General features: G+C 58.8%; 16 protein-coding genes. 12 read left to right on the forward strand and 4 right to left on the reverse strand.

Annotation, left to right across the window (positions count from 1 at the left end; translation table 11 throughout):
- Positions 1 to 158: 158 nt before the first annotated feature.
- Positions 159 to 1325 carry an aminotransferase-like domain-containing protein gene (locus AC3ZVB_RS18430; protein ID WP_490147354.1) on the reverse strand — a complete coding sequence of 389 codons (1167 nt, stop codon included), beginning with the start codon at positions 1323 to 1325 and terminating at the stop codon, positions 159 to 161.
- 82 nt (positions 1326 to 1407) lie between these two features.
- Between AC3ZVB_RS18430 and AC3ZVB_RS18435 the strand changes: the two genes are divergently transcribed.
- From AC3ZVB_RS18435 to AC3ZVB_RS18445, 3 genes are all read left to right on the forward strand, one after another.
- Positions 1408 to 1851: a MarR family winged helix-turn-helix transcriptional regulator gene (locus AC3ZVB_RS18435; RefSeq protein WP_162437486.1), complete on the forward strand. Its 444-nt coding sequence runs from the start codon at positions 1408 to 1410 to the stop codon at positions 1849 to 1851.
- A 345-nt stretch (positions 1852 to 2196) separates the two neighbouring features.
- Positions 2197 to 3546: an NCS2 family permease gene (locus tag AC3ZVB_RS18440; protein ID WP_490147355.1), complete on the forward strand. Its 1350-nt coding sequence runs from the start codon at positions 2197 to 2199 to the stop codon at positions 3544 to 3546.
- A gap of 72 nt (positions 3547 to 3618) precedes the next feature.
- A complete protein-coding gene (locus tag AC3ZVB_RS18445; RefSeq protein WP_162437488.1) occupies positions 3619 to 4245 on the forward strand; it encodes a LysE family translocator in 627 nt (208 codons plus the stop codon).
- Positions 4246 to 4484: 239 nt separating this feature from the next.
- On the opposite strand, the gene uraH is transcribed toward AC3ZVB_RS18445, so the two are convergent.
- The gene (gene uraH / locus AC3ZVB_RS18450) at positions 4485 to 4838 is read right to left on the reverse strand and encodes a hydroxyisourate hydrolase (RefSeq protein ID WP_008031462.1); all 354 of its coding nucleotides are present in this window, start codon (positions 4836 to 4838) and stop codon (positions 4485 to 4487) included.
- 430 nt (positions 4839 to 5268) lie between these two features.
- On the opposite strand from uraH, the gene puuE reads away from it, so the two are divergent.
- The 8 genes from puuE to AC3ZVB_RS18490 all read left to right on the forward strand — a co-directional run bounded on the left by puuE (position 5269) and on the right by AC3ZVB_RS18490 (position 13397).
- A complete protein-coding gene (gene puuE, locus AC3ZVB_RS18455; RefSeq protein WP_162437489.1) occupies positions 5269 to 6195 on the forward strand; it encodes an allantoinase PuuE in 927 nt (308 codons plus the stop codon).
- Positions 6192 to 6707 carry a 2-oxo-4-hydroxy-4-carboxy-5-ureidoimidazoline decarboxylase gene (gene uraD, locus AC3ZVB_RS18460; protein ID WP_162437490.1) on the forward strand — a complete coding sequence of 172 codons (516 nt, stop codon included), beginning with the start codon at positions 6192 to 6194 and terminating at the stop codon, positions 6705 to 6707. Before puuE ends, uraD begins: the two co-directional genes overlap by 4 nt.
- A gap of 89 nt (positions 6708 to 6796) precedes the next feature.
- On the forward strand, positions 6797 to 7792 hold the full coding sequence (gene alc / locus AC3ZVB_RS18465) for an allantoicase (RefSeq protein WP_162437491.1): 996 nt from the start codon (positions 6797 to 6799) through the stop codon (positions 7790 to 7792).
- A gap of 144 nt (positions 7793 to 7936) precedes the next feature.
- Positions 7937 to 8440, forward strand: a complete 504-nt coding sequence (locus AC3ZVB_RS18470; protein WP_490147356.1) for an ureidoglycolate lyase — start codon at positions 7937 to 7939, stop codon at positions 8438 to 8440.
- A 50-nt stretch (positions 8441 to 8490) separates the two neighbouring features.
- On the forward strand, positions 8491 to 9795 hold the full coding sequence (locus AC3ZVB_RS18475; RefSeq protein ID WP_490147357.1) for a urate hydroxylase PuuD: 1305 nt from the start codon (positions 8491 to 8493) through the stop codon (positions 9793 to 9795).
- A 139-nt stretch (positions 9796 to 9934) separates the two neighbouring features.
- Positions 9935 to 11293 carry a nucleobase:cation symporter-2 family protein gene (locus tag AC3ZVB_RS18480; RefSeq protein WP_162437494.1) on the forward strand — a complete coding sequence of 453 codons (1359 nt, stop codon included), beginning with the start codon at positions 9935 to 9937 and terminating at the stop codon, positions 11291 to 11293.
- Positions 11294 to 11452: 159 nt separating this feature from the next.
- Entirely contained in the window at positions 11453 to 12238 is a 786-nt protein-coding gene (locus AC3ZVB_RS18485; RefSeq protein WP_194692383.1) for an outer membrane protein OmpK, read from the forward strand.
- Positions 12239 to 12611: 373 nt separating this feature from the next.
- Entirely contained in the window at positions 12612 to 13397 is a 786-nt protein-coding gene (locus tag AC3ZVB_RS18490; RefSeq protein ID WP_162437496.1) for an outer membrane protein OmpK, read from the forward strand.
- Positions 13398 to 13516: 119 nt separating this feature from the next.
- On the opposite strand, the gene AC3ZVB_RS18495 is transcribed toward AC3ZVB_RS18490, so the two are convergent.
- Positions 13517 to 14689 carry a patatin-like phospholipase family protein gene (locus AC3ZVB_RS18495; protein ID WP_162437497.1) on the reverse strand — a complete coding sequence of 391 codons (1173 nt, stop codon included), beginning with the start codon at positions 14687 to 14689 and terminating at the stop codon, positions 13517 to 13519.
- Positions 14690 to 14716: 27 nt separating this feature from the next.
- Entirely contained in the window at positions 14717 to 15649 is a 933-nt protein-coding gene (locus AC3ZVB_RS18500; protein ID WP_490147358.1) for a lipid A biosynthesis lauroyl acyltransferase, read from the reverse strand.
- 118 nt (positions 15650 to 15767) lie between these two features.
- On the opposite strand from AC3ZVB_RS18500, the gene minC reads away from it, so the two are divergent.
- Entirely contained in the window at positions 15768 to 16505 is a 738-nt protein-coding gene (minC, locus tag AC3ZVB_RS18505) for a septum site-determining protein MinC (RefSeq protein WP_162437499.1), read from the forward strand.
- The last annotated feature ends 72 nt before the right edge of the window (positions 16506 to 16577 follow it).

A 16577-nucleotide genomic window follows, 5' to 3' on the forward strand; every position in this document is an offset into this window, starting at 1 on the left:
GTATATGCGGTGCGCTGACTGACGCCATCGCCAGCAGGCTGGCTCCCACAGGTTTTGTGAGCGCCGCTAATCCACTGTGGGAGCCAGCCTGCTGGCGATGAGGACAGCCCAGTCACCGCTGATTAAAAAACCGGCCCCTGAGCCGGTTTATTTGTATTTCAGGCAACTTTTTCTATCAGCGCCTGACGCACTACCCCCGCCAAACGCTTGAGCCCTTCATCGAGCCGTGCTGGATCGATATGGCTGAAGTTCAGCCGCAAATGCCCCGGATGATTGTCCGGCTCAGGGAAAAACGGCTCCCCCGGCATGAACGCCACATCAGCCGCCAGCGCGTTCTTGAGCAACGTGCGGGTGTCCAGCGGTTGCTTAAGCGTCAGCCAGAAAAACAACCCGCCCTGCGGCACATTCCAGTCTGCCAGATCGGAAAAATGGGTTTCCAGAGCCAACTGGAAAGCATCCCTTCGAACCCGATAGAAGTCCCTCAGCTCGCTCAAATGGTGCTGGAATTTCTCGGTGCCGATCCACTGCAATGCCTGCCACTGCCCTACCCGATTGGTGTGCAGGTCAGCCGATTGCTTGAGTTTCAACAAATGCGGAAACAGATCCGGGCTGGCAATCAGGTAACCGACACGCAACCCCGGCAGAAGGGTTTTCGACACGGTGCCGGTATAGATCCAGCTGCTTTTCTTCAAACGACTGACAATCGGTGTGGCGCTACCACCATCGAAAGTCAGCTCACGGTACGGCTCGTCTTCAATTAGCGTGACGGCGAATTCATCGAGCAACGCCGCCACGGCATCACGCTTGGCTTCGCTGTAGCGAACCGCTGAAGGATTCTGGAACGTCGGGATCAGGTAGATGAAAGCCGGACGGTGTTTTTCCAGACGGCTGCGCAATGTCGCCAGGTTGGGACCATCGGCTTCCAGCGGAACCGTGATGCAGTCTGCCCCGAACAGCTGAAAGATCTGCAGTGCGGCCAGGTAGGTCGGCGCTTCTAGCAGGATTTCAGTGCCTTGGTCGATGTACAGCTTGGCTGCGAGGTCCAGGGTCTGTTGCGAACCGCTGACCACCAATACCTGACTCGCTTCACACGGTACGCCCAAGGCGCGTGCTTGCGCAGCCAATACTTCACGCAGTGCTGGCTCACCCTCGCTCATGCCGTACTGCCCCATGGTCACCGGCATGTCGGCCCAGTCGACTTTCGGCAGCATCGCCTCGGCCGGCAAGCCGCCCGCGAACGACATCACTTCGGGGCGCTGGGCAGCAGCAAGGATTTCACGGATCAAAGAACTTTTAAGGCGCGAGACACGTTCGGAAAAAGCCATGGGGATCACCGGTAGCGAGGCCTGAGGAAAATAAGTCAAACTGGTTGACCGAAATTACGACACCCCGAACGGATACGTCAATATGCTTGACCTTAAAAATCCATCGACTCAGCAACAGGCCATGGAAGCGTTTTTCTTCGGCTATCAGGCGTTCACCGCCAAGGCTGACGAAATGCTTGAGCGGCGCGGCTTGAGTCGAGTCCATCAACGCATCGTATTTTTCATCGCCCGTTATCCGAACCTGAGCGTCAAGGAACTGCTGGAACTGTTGGGTGTAACCAAACAAGCGTTGAACATGCCGCTGCGTCAATTGGTGGAAATGCACCTGGTCGACAGCGTCGCGTCCGAGACAGACAAACGTAAGCGGTTGCTGGAATTGACCGAGGATGGCGCGCGTTTCGAGCAGTCACTGCGGCGTGAGCAAGTGAAGTTGCTGGAACGGGTGTTTGCCGAGGCTGGAGAGGCGGCGGTGGATGGGTGGCTGGCGGTGAATCTGGCGCTTGGGAAAAGTCAGACTGTTGATTGACTGTTCTGGCCCCATCGCCAGCAGGCTGGCTCCCACATGACCTGTGGTGGACATAATCCTGTGGGAGCCAACCGGATGGGGGCACAGTGATCCGTGGTGAACACAAATCCTGTGGGAGCCAGCCTGCTGGCGATGGGCCCTCGAAGGCCATATATCCCTATCACCAAACTTTTCGTCTACAAAATCAAAAACAATATTTGCTTTATTTGTACACAAAAGCATAATCCACTTCGTGCGAGTTCCTGACCAAGCGGTCAACAAATTCGCAAGTGCCTCAAAGGACCGCTGCCGCCCTCATGGGTCCGGTCCTGGAAATAACAATAAAACTCTTGAGGAGTACTCGCTGTGGAAAGCCGCAAATCCGAAGCATCGACGCTGGATCTCTCGCCGCCTGTACCTAACGGCTGGCTGGAGCGCATCTTTAAACTCACCTTGCATGGCACCACGGTGAAGACCGAACTGATTGCCGGTCTGACAACCTTCATCACCATGGCTTACATCATCTTCGTCAACCCCAACATCATGGCCGATGCGGGGATTGATCACGGCGCCGCGTTCGTGGCCACCTGCATCGCTGCTGCGCTGGGCTGCCTGCTGATGGGCCTTTACGCCAACTGGCCAGTGGGCCTGGCACCGGGCATGGGCCTGAACGCTTTCTTCACCTACACCGTGGTCGGCGCCATGGGCTACAACTGGGAAACCGCACTGGGCGCGGTGTTCGTGTCCGGTGTGCTGTTCATGATCCTGACCTTTTCCCGAATCCGCGAATGGCTGCTCAACAGCATCCCCGTGAGTTTGCGCTACGCCATGGGCGCTGGCGTGGGCTTGTTTCTTGGGTTGATCGGTCTGAAAACCGCCGGCATCGTCGTCGATAGCCCGGCCACACTGATCAAACTCGGCTCCCTGCGCGAGCCTGGTCCACTGCTCGCCGCCATCTGCTTCCTGATGATCGCCGTGCTCAGCTATCACAAAGTGTTCGGCGCGATCCTCATCAGCATCATTACCGTGACCCTGGCCGGTTGGGGCCTGGGCCTGGTGCACTACGAGGGCATCATGTCGGCCCCGCCGAGCCTGGCACCGACCTGGATGGCGATGAACGTCGCCGGCGTCTTCAACATCAGCATGATCAGCGTGGTACTGGCTTTCCTCTTCGTGCACATGTTCGACACCGCCGGCACCCTGATGGGCGTTGCCCAGCGCGCCAATCTGGTGAACGCGGACGGGCGGATTGAAAACCTCTCGCGCGCCATGAAAGCCGACAGTGCTTCCAGCGTGTTCGGCGCGGTAGTCGGTGTGCCCCCGGTCACCAGTTATGTGGAAAGCGCCGCGGGGGTTGCCGCAGGTGGTCGGACTGGTCTTACCGCGGTGACGGTAGGTGTGCTATTTATTGCCGCGATGTTCTTCGCACCGCTGGCCGGCATGATCCCCGCCTACGCCACTGCGGGCGCGCTGATTTATGTCGCGATGCTGATGATGGGCGGCATGAAGCACATCGAATGGGACGAAGCCACTGACAGCATCCCGGCAATCGTCACCGCGATCATGATGCCCCTGACCTTCTCGGTCGCTGATGGCATCGCGCTCGGCTTTATCACTTACGTGGTACTGAAGGCTTTCACTGGCAAGCACAAGGAAATCTCCGTCAGCCTGTGGGTGCTCTGCGCGATCTTCATCGCCAAGTTTGTTTTCTTGTAAACGTTACGCATAACGCGTTTCGAATCAGCCTCACCCCGTCGGGTGGGGCTTTTGCACAAATGGAGGAAAGTGATGAGTCTGGAAACCTGGCTGCTGTTCAGCGGCGCTGCGCTGGTAGTGATCCTGATCCCGGGGCCACTGTCTTTGCTGATGATCAGCAACAGTCTGAATTACGGTTTGCGTCGCTCGTACCCGGCGTTTCTGGGCGGCGTGATTGCGTCGATCTGCCTGCTGAGTGCTTCGGCTTTGGGGTTGGGTGCGTTATTGCTGGCCTCGGAACAGCTGTTCAGCGCGCTGAAGATTGTCGGCGCACTGTACCTGTTCTACCTCGCCTGGCAGAGCTGGCAGCAATCGCGTCAGCCTTCGGTGGGCGCTGAAGTGCCCCAGGCGGCGGCTGTTCCGCGCTTTCGCGCATTGTTCGGGCGCGCGTTTGTGTTGGGAGCCAGCAACCCGAAAGATATTCTGTTCTTCGCCGCGTTCCTGCCGCAGTTTCTGAGTGCCGAGCAACCGTTCCTGCCGCAGTTGCTGGTGATGATCGCGACGTGGACGGTGCTGGATCTGCTGTGCAAGCTGGCTTATGGGCTGGGTGCCCACGGTGCCGCGCGGTATCTGCGCAGCGGCAAGGGGCAGAGTTGGTTTAACCGGGTGAGTGCCGGCCTGTTCAGTGGGGCGGGGGCGGCGTCGCTGTTGAGCCGTTAAGCCGTTAAGCCGTTAAGCCGTTAAGCCGTTAAGCAAAGCCAGATCAAAAGATCGCAGCCTCGTTTCACTCGGCAGCTCCTACAGTTGGAATGCAATCCCCTGTAGGAGCTGCGGAGTGCAACGAGGCTGCGATCTTTTGACTTTCCCAGAGGCAAAAAAAAGCCCGCAGTGTGAGCGGGCGAAAGACCAAAGAAGCTATATGCGCAGTCGCTTCCAGGTTGAGGCAGCTGCTTGGGGGATCAGCTGCCGCGGTACGTGGAATAGCTGTACGGCGAAATCAGCAGCGGTACGTGGTAGTGATCCTGCTCTGCAGAGATGCCAAACCGCAGCACCACCACATCCAGAAAGGCCGGCTCCGGCAACTGAACACCACGGGCGCGATAGTAATCGCCCGCATGGAACTGAACCTGATAAACCCCGGTACGGTAATCATCACCTTGCAGCAGCGGTGCATCGACACGGCCATCGCTGTTGGTTATCGCGCTGGCGACCAATTCCAGCTGCGAGCCTTCAACGCGGTACAACTCGACTTTGATCGAGCTGCCCGGGCAACCGTGTGCAGCGTCCAAAACGTGTGTAGTCAAACGTCCCATTGATTCTGCGCGCCTGCCTGCCAAGAGCAGTCAGGCCTCGCGCCTCCCGAAGTCAGTTGTAAAGGAGACCGCACCGATTCGGAGCACGAAACGCTGCGGCGAGCGATTGATTAAGACACTTTTCAAAAAAATTGTACACAATAAAAACGACATTTTTCCATCCGACAACGCCATTGCGGATTTCGTAGCGTATAGACAGCTAAACCTCAGGATCAGCGGACCTCCCATCCATTAGCTGACCAGTCAGGCAGGTTTCTTGCAGTACCATCCTTTCATGACAGTCAATGAAAAATGCGAAAATTCAGGCTTACAAAGTGGATATAAAGTTGTATACAATCAGCCCATCGCTGTGACGCCAGCCTGTAATCCGTTATCAGGCACGCCACACTTACCTGACATTGATATGCCACGAACAAGAAGGAAGACTGCAGTGAGCGCTGACTACCCACGCGACCTGGTCGGTTACGGCAGTAACCCTCCGCACCCACACTGGCCGGGCAATGCCCGCATCGCCTTGTCCTTCGTACTCAATTACGAAGAAGGTGGCGAGCGCAACATTCTGCACGGCGATAAAGAATCTGAAGCCTTCCTGTCGGAAATGGTCTCGGCGCAGCCTTTGCAGGGCGAGCGCAACATGAGCATGGAATCGCTCTACGAGTATGGCAGCCGTGTCGGCGTCTGGCGGATCCTGAAACTGTTCAAGGAATTCGACATCCCGCTGACCGTTTTTGCCGTGGCCATGGCCGCACAACGCCACCCGGACGTGATCCGCGCAATGGTCGACGCCGGCCACGAGATCTGCAGCCACGGCTATCGCTGGATCGACTACCAGTACATGGACGAAGCCCAGGAACGCGAGCACATGCTCGAAGCGATCCGCATCCTCACCGAAATCACCGGCGAACGCCCGCTGGGCTGGTACACCGGCCGCACCGGCCCGAACACCCGTCGCCTGGTGATGGAAGAAGGTGGTTTCCTCTACGACTGCGACACCTATGACGACGACCTGCCCTACTGGGAACCCAACAACCCGACTGGCAAGCCGCACCTGGTGATCCCGTACACGCTGGACACCAACGACATGCGCTTCACCCAGGTCCAGGGTTTCAACAAGGGCGACGATTTCTTCGAATACCTCAAGGACGCGTTCGACGTGCTGTACGCCGAAGGCGCAGAAGCCCCAAAGATGCTGTCGATCGGTCTGCACTGCCGCCTGATCGGCCGTCCGGCGCGCCTGGCCTCGCTCAAGCGCTTTATCGAATACGCTAAAAGTCATGAACAGGTGTGGTTCAGCCGCCGCGTCGACATTGCGCGCCACTGGCAAGAAACCCACCCGTACCAAGGGGCTGCCAAATGAGCACCTTCAAAACCCTGAAGCCATCGACCCTGAGCCGCGACGCGTTCGTCGCTGCCTTCGCCGACATCTACGAACATTCGCCATGGGTGGCCGAAAAGGCTTTCGACCTGGGCCAGGACCCTTCGATCGACGAGATCGAAACCCTGCACCAGCGCATGAGCGACATCCTGTTGAGTGCTGATCACGAAAGCCAGCTGGCCCTGATCAACGCTCACCCGGACCTGGCCGGCAAAGCTGCCGTCCAGGGCCATCTGACCGAAGCCAGCACCAATGAACAAGCTGGCGCCGGTATTCACCAATGCACGGCCGAAGAGTTTCAGCGCTTCACCGAGCTGAACGACGCCTACAAAGCGAAGTTCAAGTTTCCCTTCATCATGGCGGTAAAAGGCAGCAACCGGCATCAGATCCTCGCGGCGTTCGAAACGCGCATTCACAACTCGGCAGACACCGAATTCAAATGCGCGCTGGCGGAGATCAACAAGATCGCCCTGTTCCGATTACTGACCCTATAAGCAAGCCTGGCCCGAGTGCTGTTAAACGCGAAAAGCACCCAGGGCCCTGCAAGCATCCCAAGCCAACTTATTAAAGGCAGACAAGAAGAATGAAAGCTTACGCCGTACCTTTCGAGAAGTTCGTCAACCTGGCCGACGCCCGCCTGGGCACCAAGATCATCTCGGTCACCGATGACTGGTTTGCAGACGCCAACCGTCTGTTTCAGCCGACCCCGGCCGTATGGAAGGAGGGCGTGTTCGATGACAACGGCAAGTGGATGGACGGCTGGGAGTCGCGCCGCAAGCGCTTTGAAGGCTACGACAGCGCGGTGATCCGCCTGGGCGTTCCGGGCTCGATCAAAGGCGTGGACATCGACACTTCATTCTTCACCGGCAACTTCCCGCCGTCGGCCTCCCTGGAAGCCTGCTTCCTGGCCTCGGGCGAGCCGGACGAAAACACCCAGTGGACTGAAGTACTGTCAGCCGTCGAGCTGCAGGGCAACAGCCACCACTACCACGAGATCAACAACGACCAGTCGTTCAGCCACCTGCGCTTCAACATCTACCCGGATGGTGGCGTGGCCCGTCTGCGCGTTTACGGCATTCCGTTCCGCGACTGGTCCGCTGTGGGTGACAACGAGCAAGTGGACCTGGCTGCAGCCCTCAACGGTGGCCGCGCCCTCGCCTGCTCCGACGAACACTTCGGTCGCATGAGCAACATCCTTAACCCGGGTCGTGGCATCAACATGGGCGATGGCTGGGAAACCGCACGTCGTCGCACACCTGGCAATGACTGGGTGATCGTCGCACTGGGTCATGCCGGCGAGATCGAGAAAGTCGTCGTCGACACCCTGCACTTCAAAGGCAACTACCCGGACACCTGCTCGATCCAGGGCGCGTTCGTGAAGGGCGGTACCGACAGCCAGATCGAAACCCAATCGCTGTTCTGGCGTGAGCTGTTGCCCGCTCAGAAACTGGAAATGCACGCCGAACACACCTTCGCCGAGCAGATCAAAGCACTGGGCCCGATCACCCACATCCGCCTGAACGTGTTCCCGGATGGTGGTGTAAGCCGTCTGCGCGTACTGGGCAAGGTCGCGAAGTAATGCTGAGTCTGTAGGAGCTGCCGCAGGCTGCGATCTTTTGATCTTAAAAACAAAGTCAAAAGATCGCAGGCTTCGCCAGCTCCTACAGGGATCGCGCAAGACGCACTGACAAGTTGAACAACACAGAATTCGGAAAAGAACAGCATGCGCACATTGACGATTGAACCGCTGACTAAAGAAGCCTTCGCCCCTTTCGGTGACGTGATCGAAACCGATGGCAGCGATCACTTCATGATCAACAACGGTTCGACCATGCGCTTCCATAAACTGGCGACGGTGGAAACCGCCAAGCCAGAAGACAACGCGATCATCAGCATCTTCCGCGCCGACGCGCAGGACATGCCGCTGACCGTTTGCATGCTGGAGCGTCACCCGTTGGGCAGCCAGGCTTTCATTCCGCTGCTCGGCAACCCCTTTCTGATCGTGGTCGCGCCAGTTGGCGATGAACCTGTATCAGGCTTGGTCCGCGCCTTCGTCACCAACGGCAGGCAGGGCATTAATTACCATCGCGGCGTTTGGCACCATCCGGTGCTGACGATCGAAAAGCGGGATGACTTCCTGGTGGTTGATCGCAGTGGCACATGCAATAACTGCGATGAGCATTTTTTCAAAGAGGATGAGCGTTTGATCCTCGCCCCCCACCAATAAGAGAAGGTCTGATCACTCGACAACAGAGTGACAGGCGAGAGGTAAAGACTGTGGAAGCACATCTGTTTGAATGGCTGAACCTGAGCGTGCGCTGGGTTCATATGATTACTGGCGTGGCCTGGATCGGCGCGTCGTTCTATTTCGTCTGGCTGGAAAACAACCTCAATCGGGTCAACCCGAAAAGTGGTCTGGCGGGCGATTTGTGGGCGATCCACGGCGGCGGTATCTACCACCTGGAAAAATACAAACTGGCCCCACCGACCATGCCGGACAACCTGCACTGGTTCAAATGGGAAGCCTACTTCACCTGGCTGTCGGGGATCGCGCTGCTGTGCGTGGTGTTCTACTCCAACCCGACGCTCTACCTGCTGGCTCCGGGTAGCACACTGAGCGGTCCTGAAGGCGTGGCCATCGGTATCGGCTCGCTGTTCATCGGCTGGTTCATCTACTCCTTCCTCTGCGACTCGGCCTTGGGCAAACGCCCTGCCCTGCTCGGTTTCATCCTGTTCGTCCTGATCATCGGCGCGGCCTACGGCTTCAGCAAGGTGTTCAGCGGTCGTGGTGCGTACCTGCACGTCGGCGCGATCATCGGCACCATCATGGTCGGCAACGTGTTCCGTATCATCATGCCCGCGCAACGTGCACTGGTGGCGGCGATTGCCGAGAACCGTACGCCCGATCCGGCACTGCCGGCCAAAGGCTTGCTGCGTTCGCGTCACAACAACTACTTCACCTTGCCGGTGCTGTTCATCATGATCAGCAACCACTTCCCGAGCACCTATGGCAGCCAATACAACTGGCTGATCCTGGCCGGGATCGCGGTGCTGGCGGTGTTGGTGCGTCACTACTTCAACACCCGTCACGACAGCCACAAGTTCGCCTGGACCCTCCCGGTTGCCGCCGTCGGCATGATCAGCCTGGCCTACGTAACGGGTCCTGCGCAGATGCCGAGTGCACCTGATGTCGCCAAGGCTGCTGGCACCATCGAGTACCAGCCATTGCCGGAAACAGCAGTGGGCGGTGGTTTGAAACCGGCTGAAGCAAAACCTGCCGAGGCCCCTGCTACCGCACCGGCCCAAGCGTCCAATGCGGGCCCTGGTTTCGACAAGGTGCACAGCGTGATTCAGGAACGTTGCGCGGTGTGCCATTCGGCCAAACCAACCAGCCCGCTGTTCAGTGCAGCACCCGGTGGCGTGATGTTCGATACCCCTGAACAGATCCGCCAGAACGCCCCGCGCATTCAGGCACAAGCCGTCACCAGCCAGATCATGCCACTGGGCAACATCACGCAGATGACCCAGCAGGAACGTGACCTGATCGGTGCCTGGATTGTGCAGGGAGCGTCGACCAATTAACCGCTGAAAAGCTTCGCGGGCAAGCCTTGCTCCCACAGGATTCACTAGAACCTGTAGGAGCAAGGCTTGCCCGCGATCGGCCGCACTGCGGTCACCCTGCTGCAAAAATCACAAGAATAAAAAAGATCCGAGGTGTTGCATGTCCGAGCTATCCCAAGCGCGCATCCCCGACGCACCCGCTATTCAGCGTTTGCCCCTTTTGCAATTGATTCTGGTCGGGCTGCAACACGTTCTGCTGATGTACGGCGGAGCCATTGCGGTGCCGCTGATCATCGGACAGGCCGCTGGCCTGAGTCGTGAAGAAATCGCCTTCCTGATCAACGCCGACCTGCTGGTCGCCGGGATCGCCACCATCGTGCAATCCATGGGCATCGGCCCCGTGGGAATAAGAATGCCGGTGATGATGGGCGCCAGTTTCGCCGCCGTCGGCAGCATGGTCGCCATGGCCGGCATGCCCGGTATCGGACTGCAGGGGATCTTCGGCGCGACCATCGCCGCCGGGTTCTTCGGCATGATCATCGCGCCGTTCATGTCCAAAGTCGTTCGCTTCTTCCCGCCTCTGGTGACCGGCACGGTCATCACCTCGATCGGTTTATCGCTGTTCCCCGTGGCCGTTAACTGGGCCGGCGGCGGTGCTGGCGCCACTCAATTCGGTTCCCCCATCTACCTGACCATCGCCGCACTGGTGCTGGGCACGATTCTGTTGGTGCATCGCTTCATGCGCGGTTTCTGGGTGAACATTTCCGTGCTGATCGGCATGTGCCTGGGCTACGTGCTCTGTGGCGTGCTGGGCATGGTCGACCTCAGCGGCATGGCCCAGGCGCCCTGGTTGCAGTTCGTCACCCCGCTGCATTTCGGCATGCCGAAATTCGAACTCGCGCCGATCCTCTCCATGTGCCTGGTGGTGGTGATCATCTTCGTCGAGTCCACCGGGATGTTCCTTGCACTGGGCAAGATTACCGACCAGGAAGTCTGCCCGCGCATGCTGCGTCGCGGCTTGCTCTGCGATGCCGGCGCCTCGTTCTTTGCCGGTTTCTTCAACACCTTCACCCACTCCTCTTTCGCCCAGAACATCGGCCTGGTGCAGATGACCGGCGTGCGCTGCCGCTCGGTCACCATCGTCGCCGGCGGTTTGCTGATCGTCTTGAGCCTGCTGCCAAAGGCCGCTTTTCTGGTGGCCTCGATTCCGCCTGCGGTACTGGGCGGCGCCGCGATCGCGATGTTCGGCATGGTCGCCGCAACCGGGATCAAGATTCTCCAGGAAGCCGATATCGGCGATCGCCGCAACCAGTTGCTGGTGGCGGTGAGCATCGGGATGGGACTGATCCCGGTGGTGCGTCCGGAGTTTTTCGCCCACTTGCCGATGTGGATGAGCCCGATCACCCACAGCGGGATCGCCATGGCGACCCTCAGTGCGCTGACGCTGAACCTGCTGTTCAACATCCTTGGCGGCGCGGAACGCGCGGCCATCAATGACTGCCACGCACACCAGCAATAACAGAGACGCCATGAACCTTGCAGGAGCGAGCCTGCTCGCGATGACGGTATGACATTCAACGCCTGAGTTGACTGATTCAACGCTATCGCGAGCAGGCTCACTCCTACAGGGTCAAGGGCTGTCTGCGCCTCAAACAATAAAAACAAGAGGGAGCAACAGATGATTCGGACACAGACACACATGCTGTTGGGCGGCGGTCTTCTGGCCGCCAGTCAGGCCATGGCCGGCGATTTATTGCTGTGGCAGACCAACAGCTTGAGCTACCTGTACGGCAAGGATTTTGCGGTCAACCCGTCGATCCAGCAGACAGTGACCTTCGAGCATGCCGACAAATGGAAGTACGGCGACAATTTCCTGTTCGTCGACAGCACGTATTACAACGGCGAAAAAGACCGCAACAAAGGCTCTCACGCCTATTACGGCGAGTTCAGCCCCCGCCTCTCCTTCGGCAAAATCCTCGACCGCCGTCTAGAGTTCGGGCCGATCAAGGACGTGCTGCTGGCCATGACCTACGAGAACGGCGAAGACGACACCGAGGCCTACCTGATCGGCCCAGGTTTCGACCTCGCCGTACCGGGCTTCAACTACTTCACCTTGAACTTCTATCGGCGCCAGACCGAAGGCAGCCGCCCCGGCGATGACGTCTGGCAAATCACACCAGCCTGGTCCTACACCCTTCCATTGGGTAACTCGACCGTGTTGATCGACGGCTACATCGACTGGGTCGTGGATAACGACCAGAACGCACGCGGTACCTATCACGCCAACGTGCACGTCAACCCGCAGGTGAAATACGACCTGGGCAAAGCCATGGGCTGGCGTGAGAAACAGGTGTATGTCGGCGCCGAGTACAGCTACTGGAAAGACAAATACGGCATCGAGAACACGTCCAGCTTCGACACCAATGAAAACACCACCAGCCTGCTGGTGAAGGTGCATTTCTAAGATGACCCGCAACCGTGCGCCAAACCTGTCGTCGGTGCTCTGTTGCGGGGCACTTGAGACCTGGTCAAGGAGTCAGTATTCTCCGCGGCCGCCTGAATCCGCTTTAAAAAAAAGTCCGGATTTAAATCCTGACCAGAAAGCCAACTTATCCCGGCCCCGGTCAGCATCAAGGCATTCCAAAACCCCTCTCAATCGACCGCTTTCGAGCAGCCGAGCGGGAGTTTTTGTGCTTTTTGAAAGCCTTGGCTCAGCTCTTGCTAACAGCACTAAAGCTGACCGAATGGATGACTTTTGCAGCGACGGAAAAGGCGCCACACCAGAGCGCCAATCTTAGAAAAAAAACGTGGAACACCAACTTTTTGGGAGCAACCGAATGAAACGTACGTGCACTAGCCTGATGCTTGCCACGACCTTGCTGGCGGGGGGCCAAGCGATGGCCGGCGACTTGTTGCAATGGCAGAACAACAGCCTGAGCTACCTGTATGGCAAGGACTTCAAGGTCAATCCGGCCATTCAGCAAACCGTCACCTTCGAACACGCCGACGGGTGGAAGTATGGGGATAACTTCTTCTTCGTCGACAAGATCTTCTACAACGGTGGCAAGGACTTCAACAACGGTCCGAACACCTACTACGGTGAATTCCAGCCGCGCATTTCCCTGGGCAAGGTGCTGGACCAGAAGATCGAGTTCGGCCCGATCAAGGACGTGCTGCTGGCGATGACCTACGAGTTCGGCGAGGGTGATACCGAGTCCTACCTGATCGGTCCGGGTTTCGACCTGGCGATCCCTGGTTTCGACTACTTCCAGCTGAACTTCTACCAGCGCCACACCGAAGGTTCGCGTGCGGGTGACAACGTCTGGCAGGTCACGCCTGTGTGGTCCTACACCATTCCGGTCGGCGACTCGAACATCCTGATCGATGGTTACATGGATTGGGTGATGGACAACGACTCGAACTCCAAAGGCGACTACCACGCCAACCTGCACTTCAACCCACAGGTCAAATACGACCTGGGCAAGGCGCTGAATTTCGGCGAGAAGCAGTTGTATGTGGGTGTGGAGTACGATTACTGGAAGGACAAGTACGGGATCGACGACACCCGTGCGTTTACGACCAATCAGAACGTGACGAGCTTCCTGGTGAAGTTCCACTTCTGACCGTAAAAAGCATCGCTGGCAAGCCAGGCTCCCACAGGGTTGTGTGTCGTTCACGTCATCAGCGAACGACACAATCTCTGTGAGAACCTGGCTTGCCAGCGATGGCCGCACCGCCAATCTCAGGCCGGGATAACAGAATCCGCCAACCCCAAAAACCGGCAAAGCTCCCCCCGCTTGGCCAACGCATCCCGCCGCCCCAGATCAATCAATTCGCTGCAATACCCCGCCTCGAACAGCAGATAGCTCAGCACCCCTGCCCCGCTGGTTTTCGTGGCTCCCGGCCCGCGCAGGAACAGCCGCAGCGCCGCCGGCAATTCCTGGCGATGCCGCGCCGCAATTTCATCAATTGGCTGACTCGGTGAAATCACCAGCACTTCCACCGGAGCCACGCCCAACGCACGGGTCGGCGTGCCATCGGGCATCAGGTGGCTGAACTGGTTCAGACGCTGCAGCAGCTCGATGTCGCTTTCCAGGCTGTCGATGAACGTACTGTTGAGCATGTGCCCACCGATCTGCGCCAGGGTCGGCTGCTGGCCTGTGTAGGCGCGTTGCAGCGGCTGCTCCGGGTCGACCCCTCGCGGATTGCCACTCACGCCCACCACCAGCACACGGCTCGCGCCCAGGTGCAGGGCCGGGCTGATCGGTGCGGATTGGCGGACAGCGCCGTCGCCGAAATACTCCTCGCCGATTTTTACCGGTGCAAACAGCAGCGGAATGGCGGAGCTGGCGAGCAAGTGTTCAACCGACAATTGAGTCGGCACGCCGATACGCCGATGGCGCAACCAGGCGTCAATGGTGCCGCCGCCCTGATAGAACGTGACGGCCTGGCCGGATTCGTAGCCGAAGGCAGTCACCGCCACGGCCTGCAATTGTTTTTGCGCGATGGCCTCAGCGATGCCGTTCATTTGCAGTTTGTCGTTGAGCAATCCGCGCAGCGGCGAACTGTTGAGCAAGGCCACCGGTACCTGCGCACCGATGCCCAGCAAGCTGTGACCGACAAAGCGGCTGGCCTGATGGATCACCCCCGGCCAATCGCTGCGCAGCACCAGATGGCTGCGAAAGCCCTGCCAGAAGGTCGTCAGACGCTCGATAGCGCCACGGAAGTCCATCGCCCCGCTGGCGAGGCTCACCGCATTGATTGCTCCGGCCGAGGTGCCGACGATCACCGGGAACGGATTGTCCGCACCCTCGGGCAGCAACTCGGCAATCGCCGCCAGCACCCCCACCTGATAGGCCGCCCGAGCCCCGCCGCCGGATAGAATCAAACCTGTAACCGGTTCAGCAGGACTCATCGCAACACTCCCTGGTGCTTGTGGGTTTTAACCGCGTTTGGCGTAGAGCTTGGGCTCGCCGGGTGGACGGCTCTTGAAGCGGCGATGGGCCCAGAGGTATTGCTCGGGGCATTCGCGCAAGACGCCTTCGACCCATTGATTGATGCGAATGCAATCGGCCTCTTCGCTTTCGCCCGGGAAACCTTCGAGCGGGGCATGAATCACCAGTCGGTACCCGCTGCCGTCTGCCAGACGCTCCTGGGTGAATGGCACCACCAGCGCCTTGCCCAGGCGCGCAAACTTGCTGGTGGCAGTGACCGTGGCCGCCCGGATACCGAACAACGGCACGAAGATACTTTGCTTGGCGCCGTAGTCCTGATCCGGCGCATACCAGATCGCCCGGCCGGCACGCAGCAGTTTGAGCATGCCACGCACGTCGTCACGCTCCACGGCCAGCGAGTCGAGGTTGTGCCGCTCGCGGCCAAGGCGCTGGATGTAATCGAACAGCGGATTTTTGTGCTCGCGGTACATGCCATCGATGGTGTGCTGCTGGCCGAGCAATGCCGCGCCAATTTCCAGCGTGGTGAAATGCACCGCCATCAGGATCACGCCTTTGCCTTCGCGCTGGGCTTTTTGCAAATGCTCCAGGCCTTCGACATGGGCCAGTTTCGCCAGACGCTCGCGCGACCACCACCAGCTCATGGCCATTTCAAAGAAGGCAATGCCGGTAGACGCGAAGTTTTCCTTGAGCAGGCGTTTGCGCTCGGCGGCGGTTTTTTCAGGAAAACACAGTTCGAGATTGCGCTTGGCGATGCGCCGTCTGTCGCCGGCCAGCCGATACATCAATGCACCGAGCAAGCGACCGATAAACAGCAACGCGCGATAAGGCAGCTGAACAATCAGCCACAACAGCCCCAAGCCACACCACAGCGGCCAGAAACGCGGAGAAAGAAAGGCTGTTCGAAAACGCGGGCGATCCATTAAAGCTTCCGTCAAGACAATGGCCGCGCATTCTACATCGTTCGACCCGGCTTGCGGCTCGCGGGCGTTCTCGTTATAAGTCTCGGCACTTTTAGTGACAAGTCGTTGTATGCCGACCATGAGCCAAACCGAACCGCTAGACAAAGATCCCGTGTTCCAGTTGAAGGGCAGCATGCTCGCCATTACGGTGCTGGAACTGGCCCGTAACGACCTCGAGAACCTCGATCGACAACTGGCCGCCAAGGTCGCCCAGGCGCCCAACTTCTTCAGCAACGCCCCGCTGGTGCTGGCCCTGGACAAACTTCCACCCAGCGAAGGCGCCGTGGATTTGCCCGGCCTGATGCGCGTGTGTCGCCAACATGGCCTGCGCACGCTGGCGATCCGTGCCAGCCGCATTGAGGACATCGCTGCCGCCATTGCCGTGGATTTGCCGGTGCTCCCGCCGTCCGGTGCCCGGGAACGTCCACTGGACCCGAATGAAGGCGTCGTGGTGAAAAAACCGGAAAAACCACCGGAGCCGACGATCAAGCCGACGAAAATCATCACGTCACCGGTACGCGGCGGTCAGCAGATTTATGCCCAGGGCTGTGATCTGGTGGTGATCTCCTCGGTGAGCCCGGGGGCGGAACTTCTGGCCGATGGCAACATCCATGTATACGGCCCGATGCGTGGTCGCGTTCTGGCCGGGGTCAAGGGCGACACGAAAGCCAGGATTTTCTGTCAGCAAATGAGCGCTGAACTGGTCTCCATCGCGGGCCATTACAAGGTTTCGGAGGATCTGCGCCGCGACCCTTTATGGGGTTCGGGCGTACAGGTCAGCCTGTCGGGCGATGTGTTGAACATCATTCGGCTTTAACGGATACTGCCGCATTTTCCAAGCATCTCTAAAACGTAGCGAAAACGGCTTGAACGAAGTCGGAAAATGGCC

The organism is Pseudomonas sp. MDV22-iso1 (assembly GCF_058145095.1).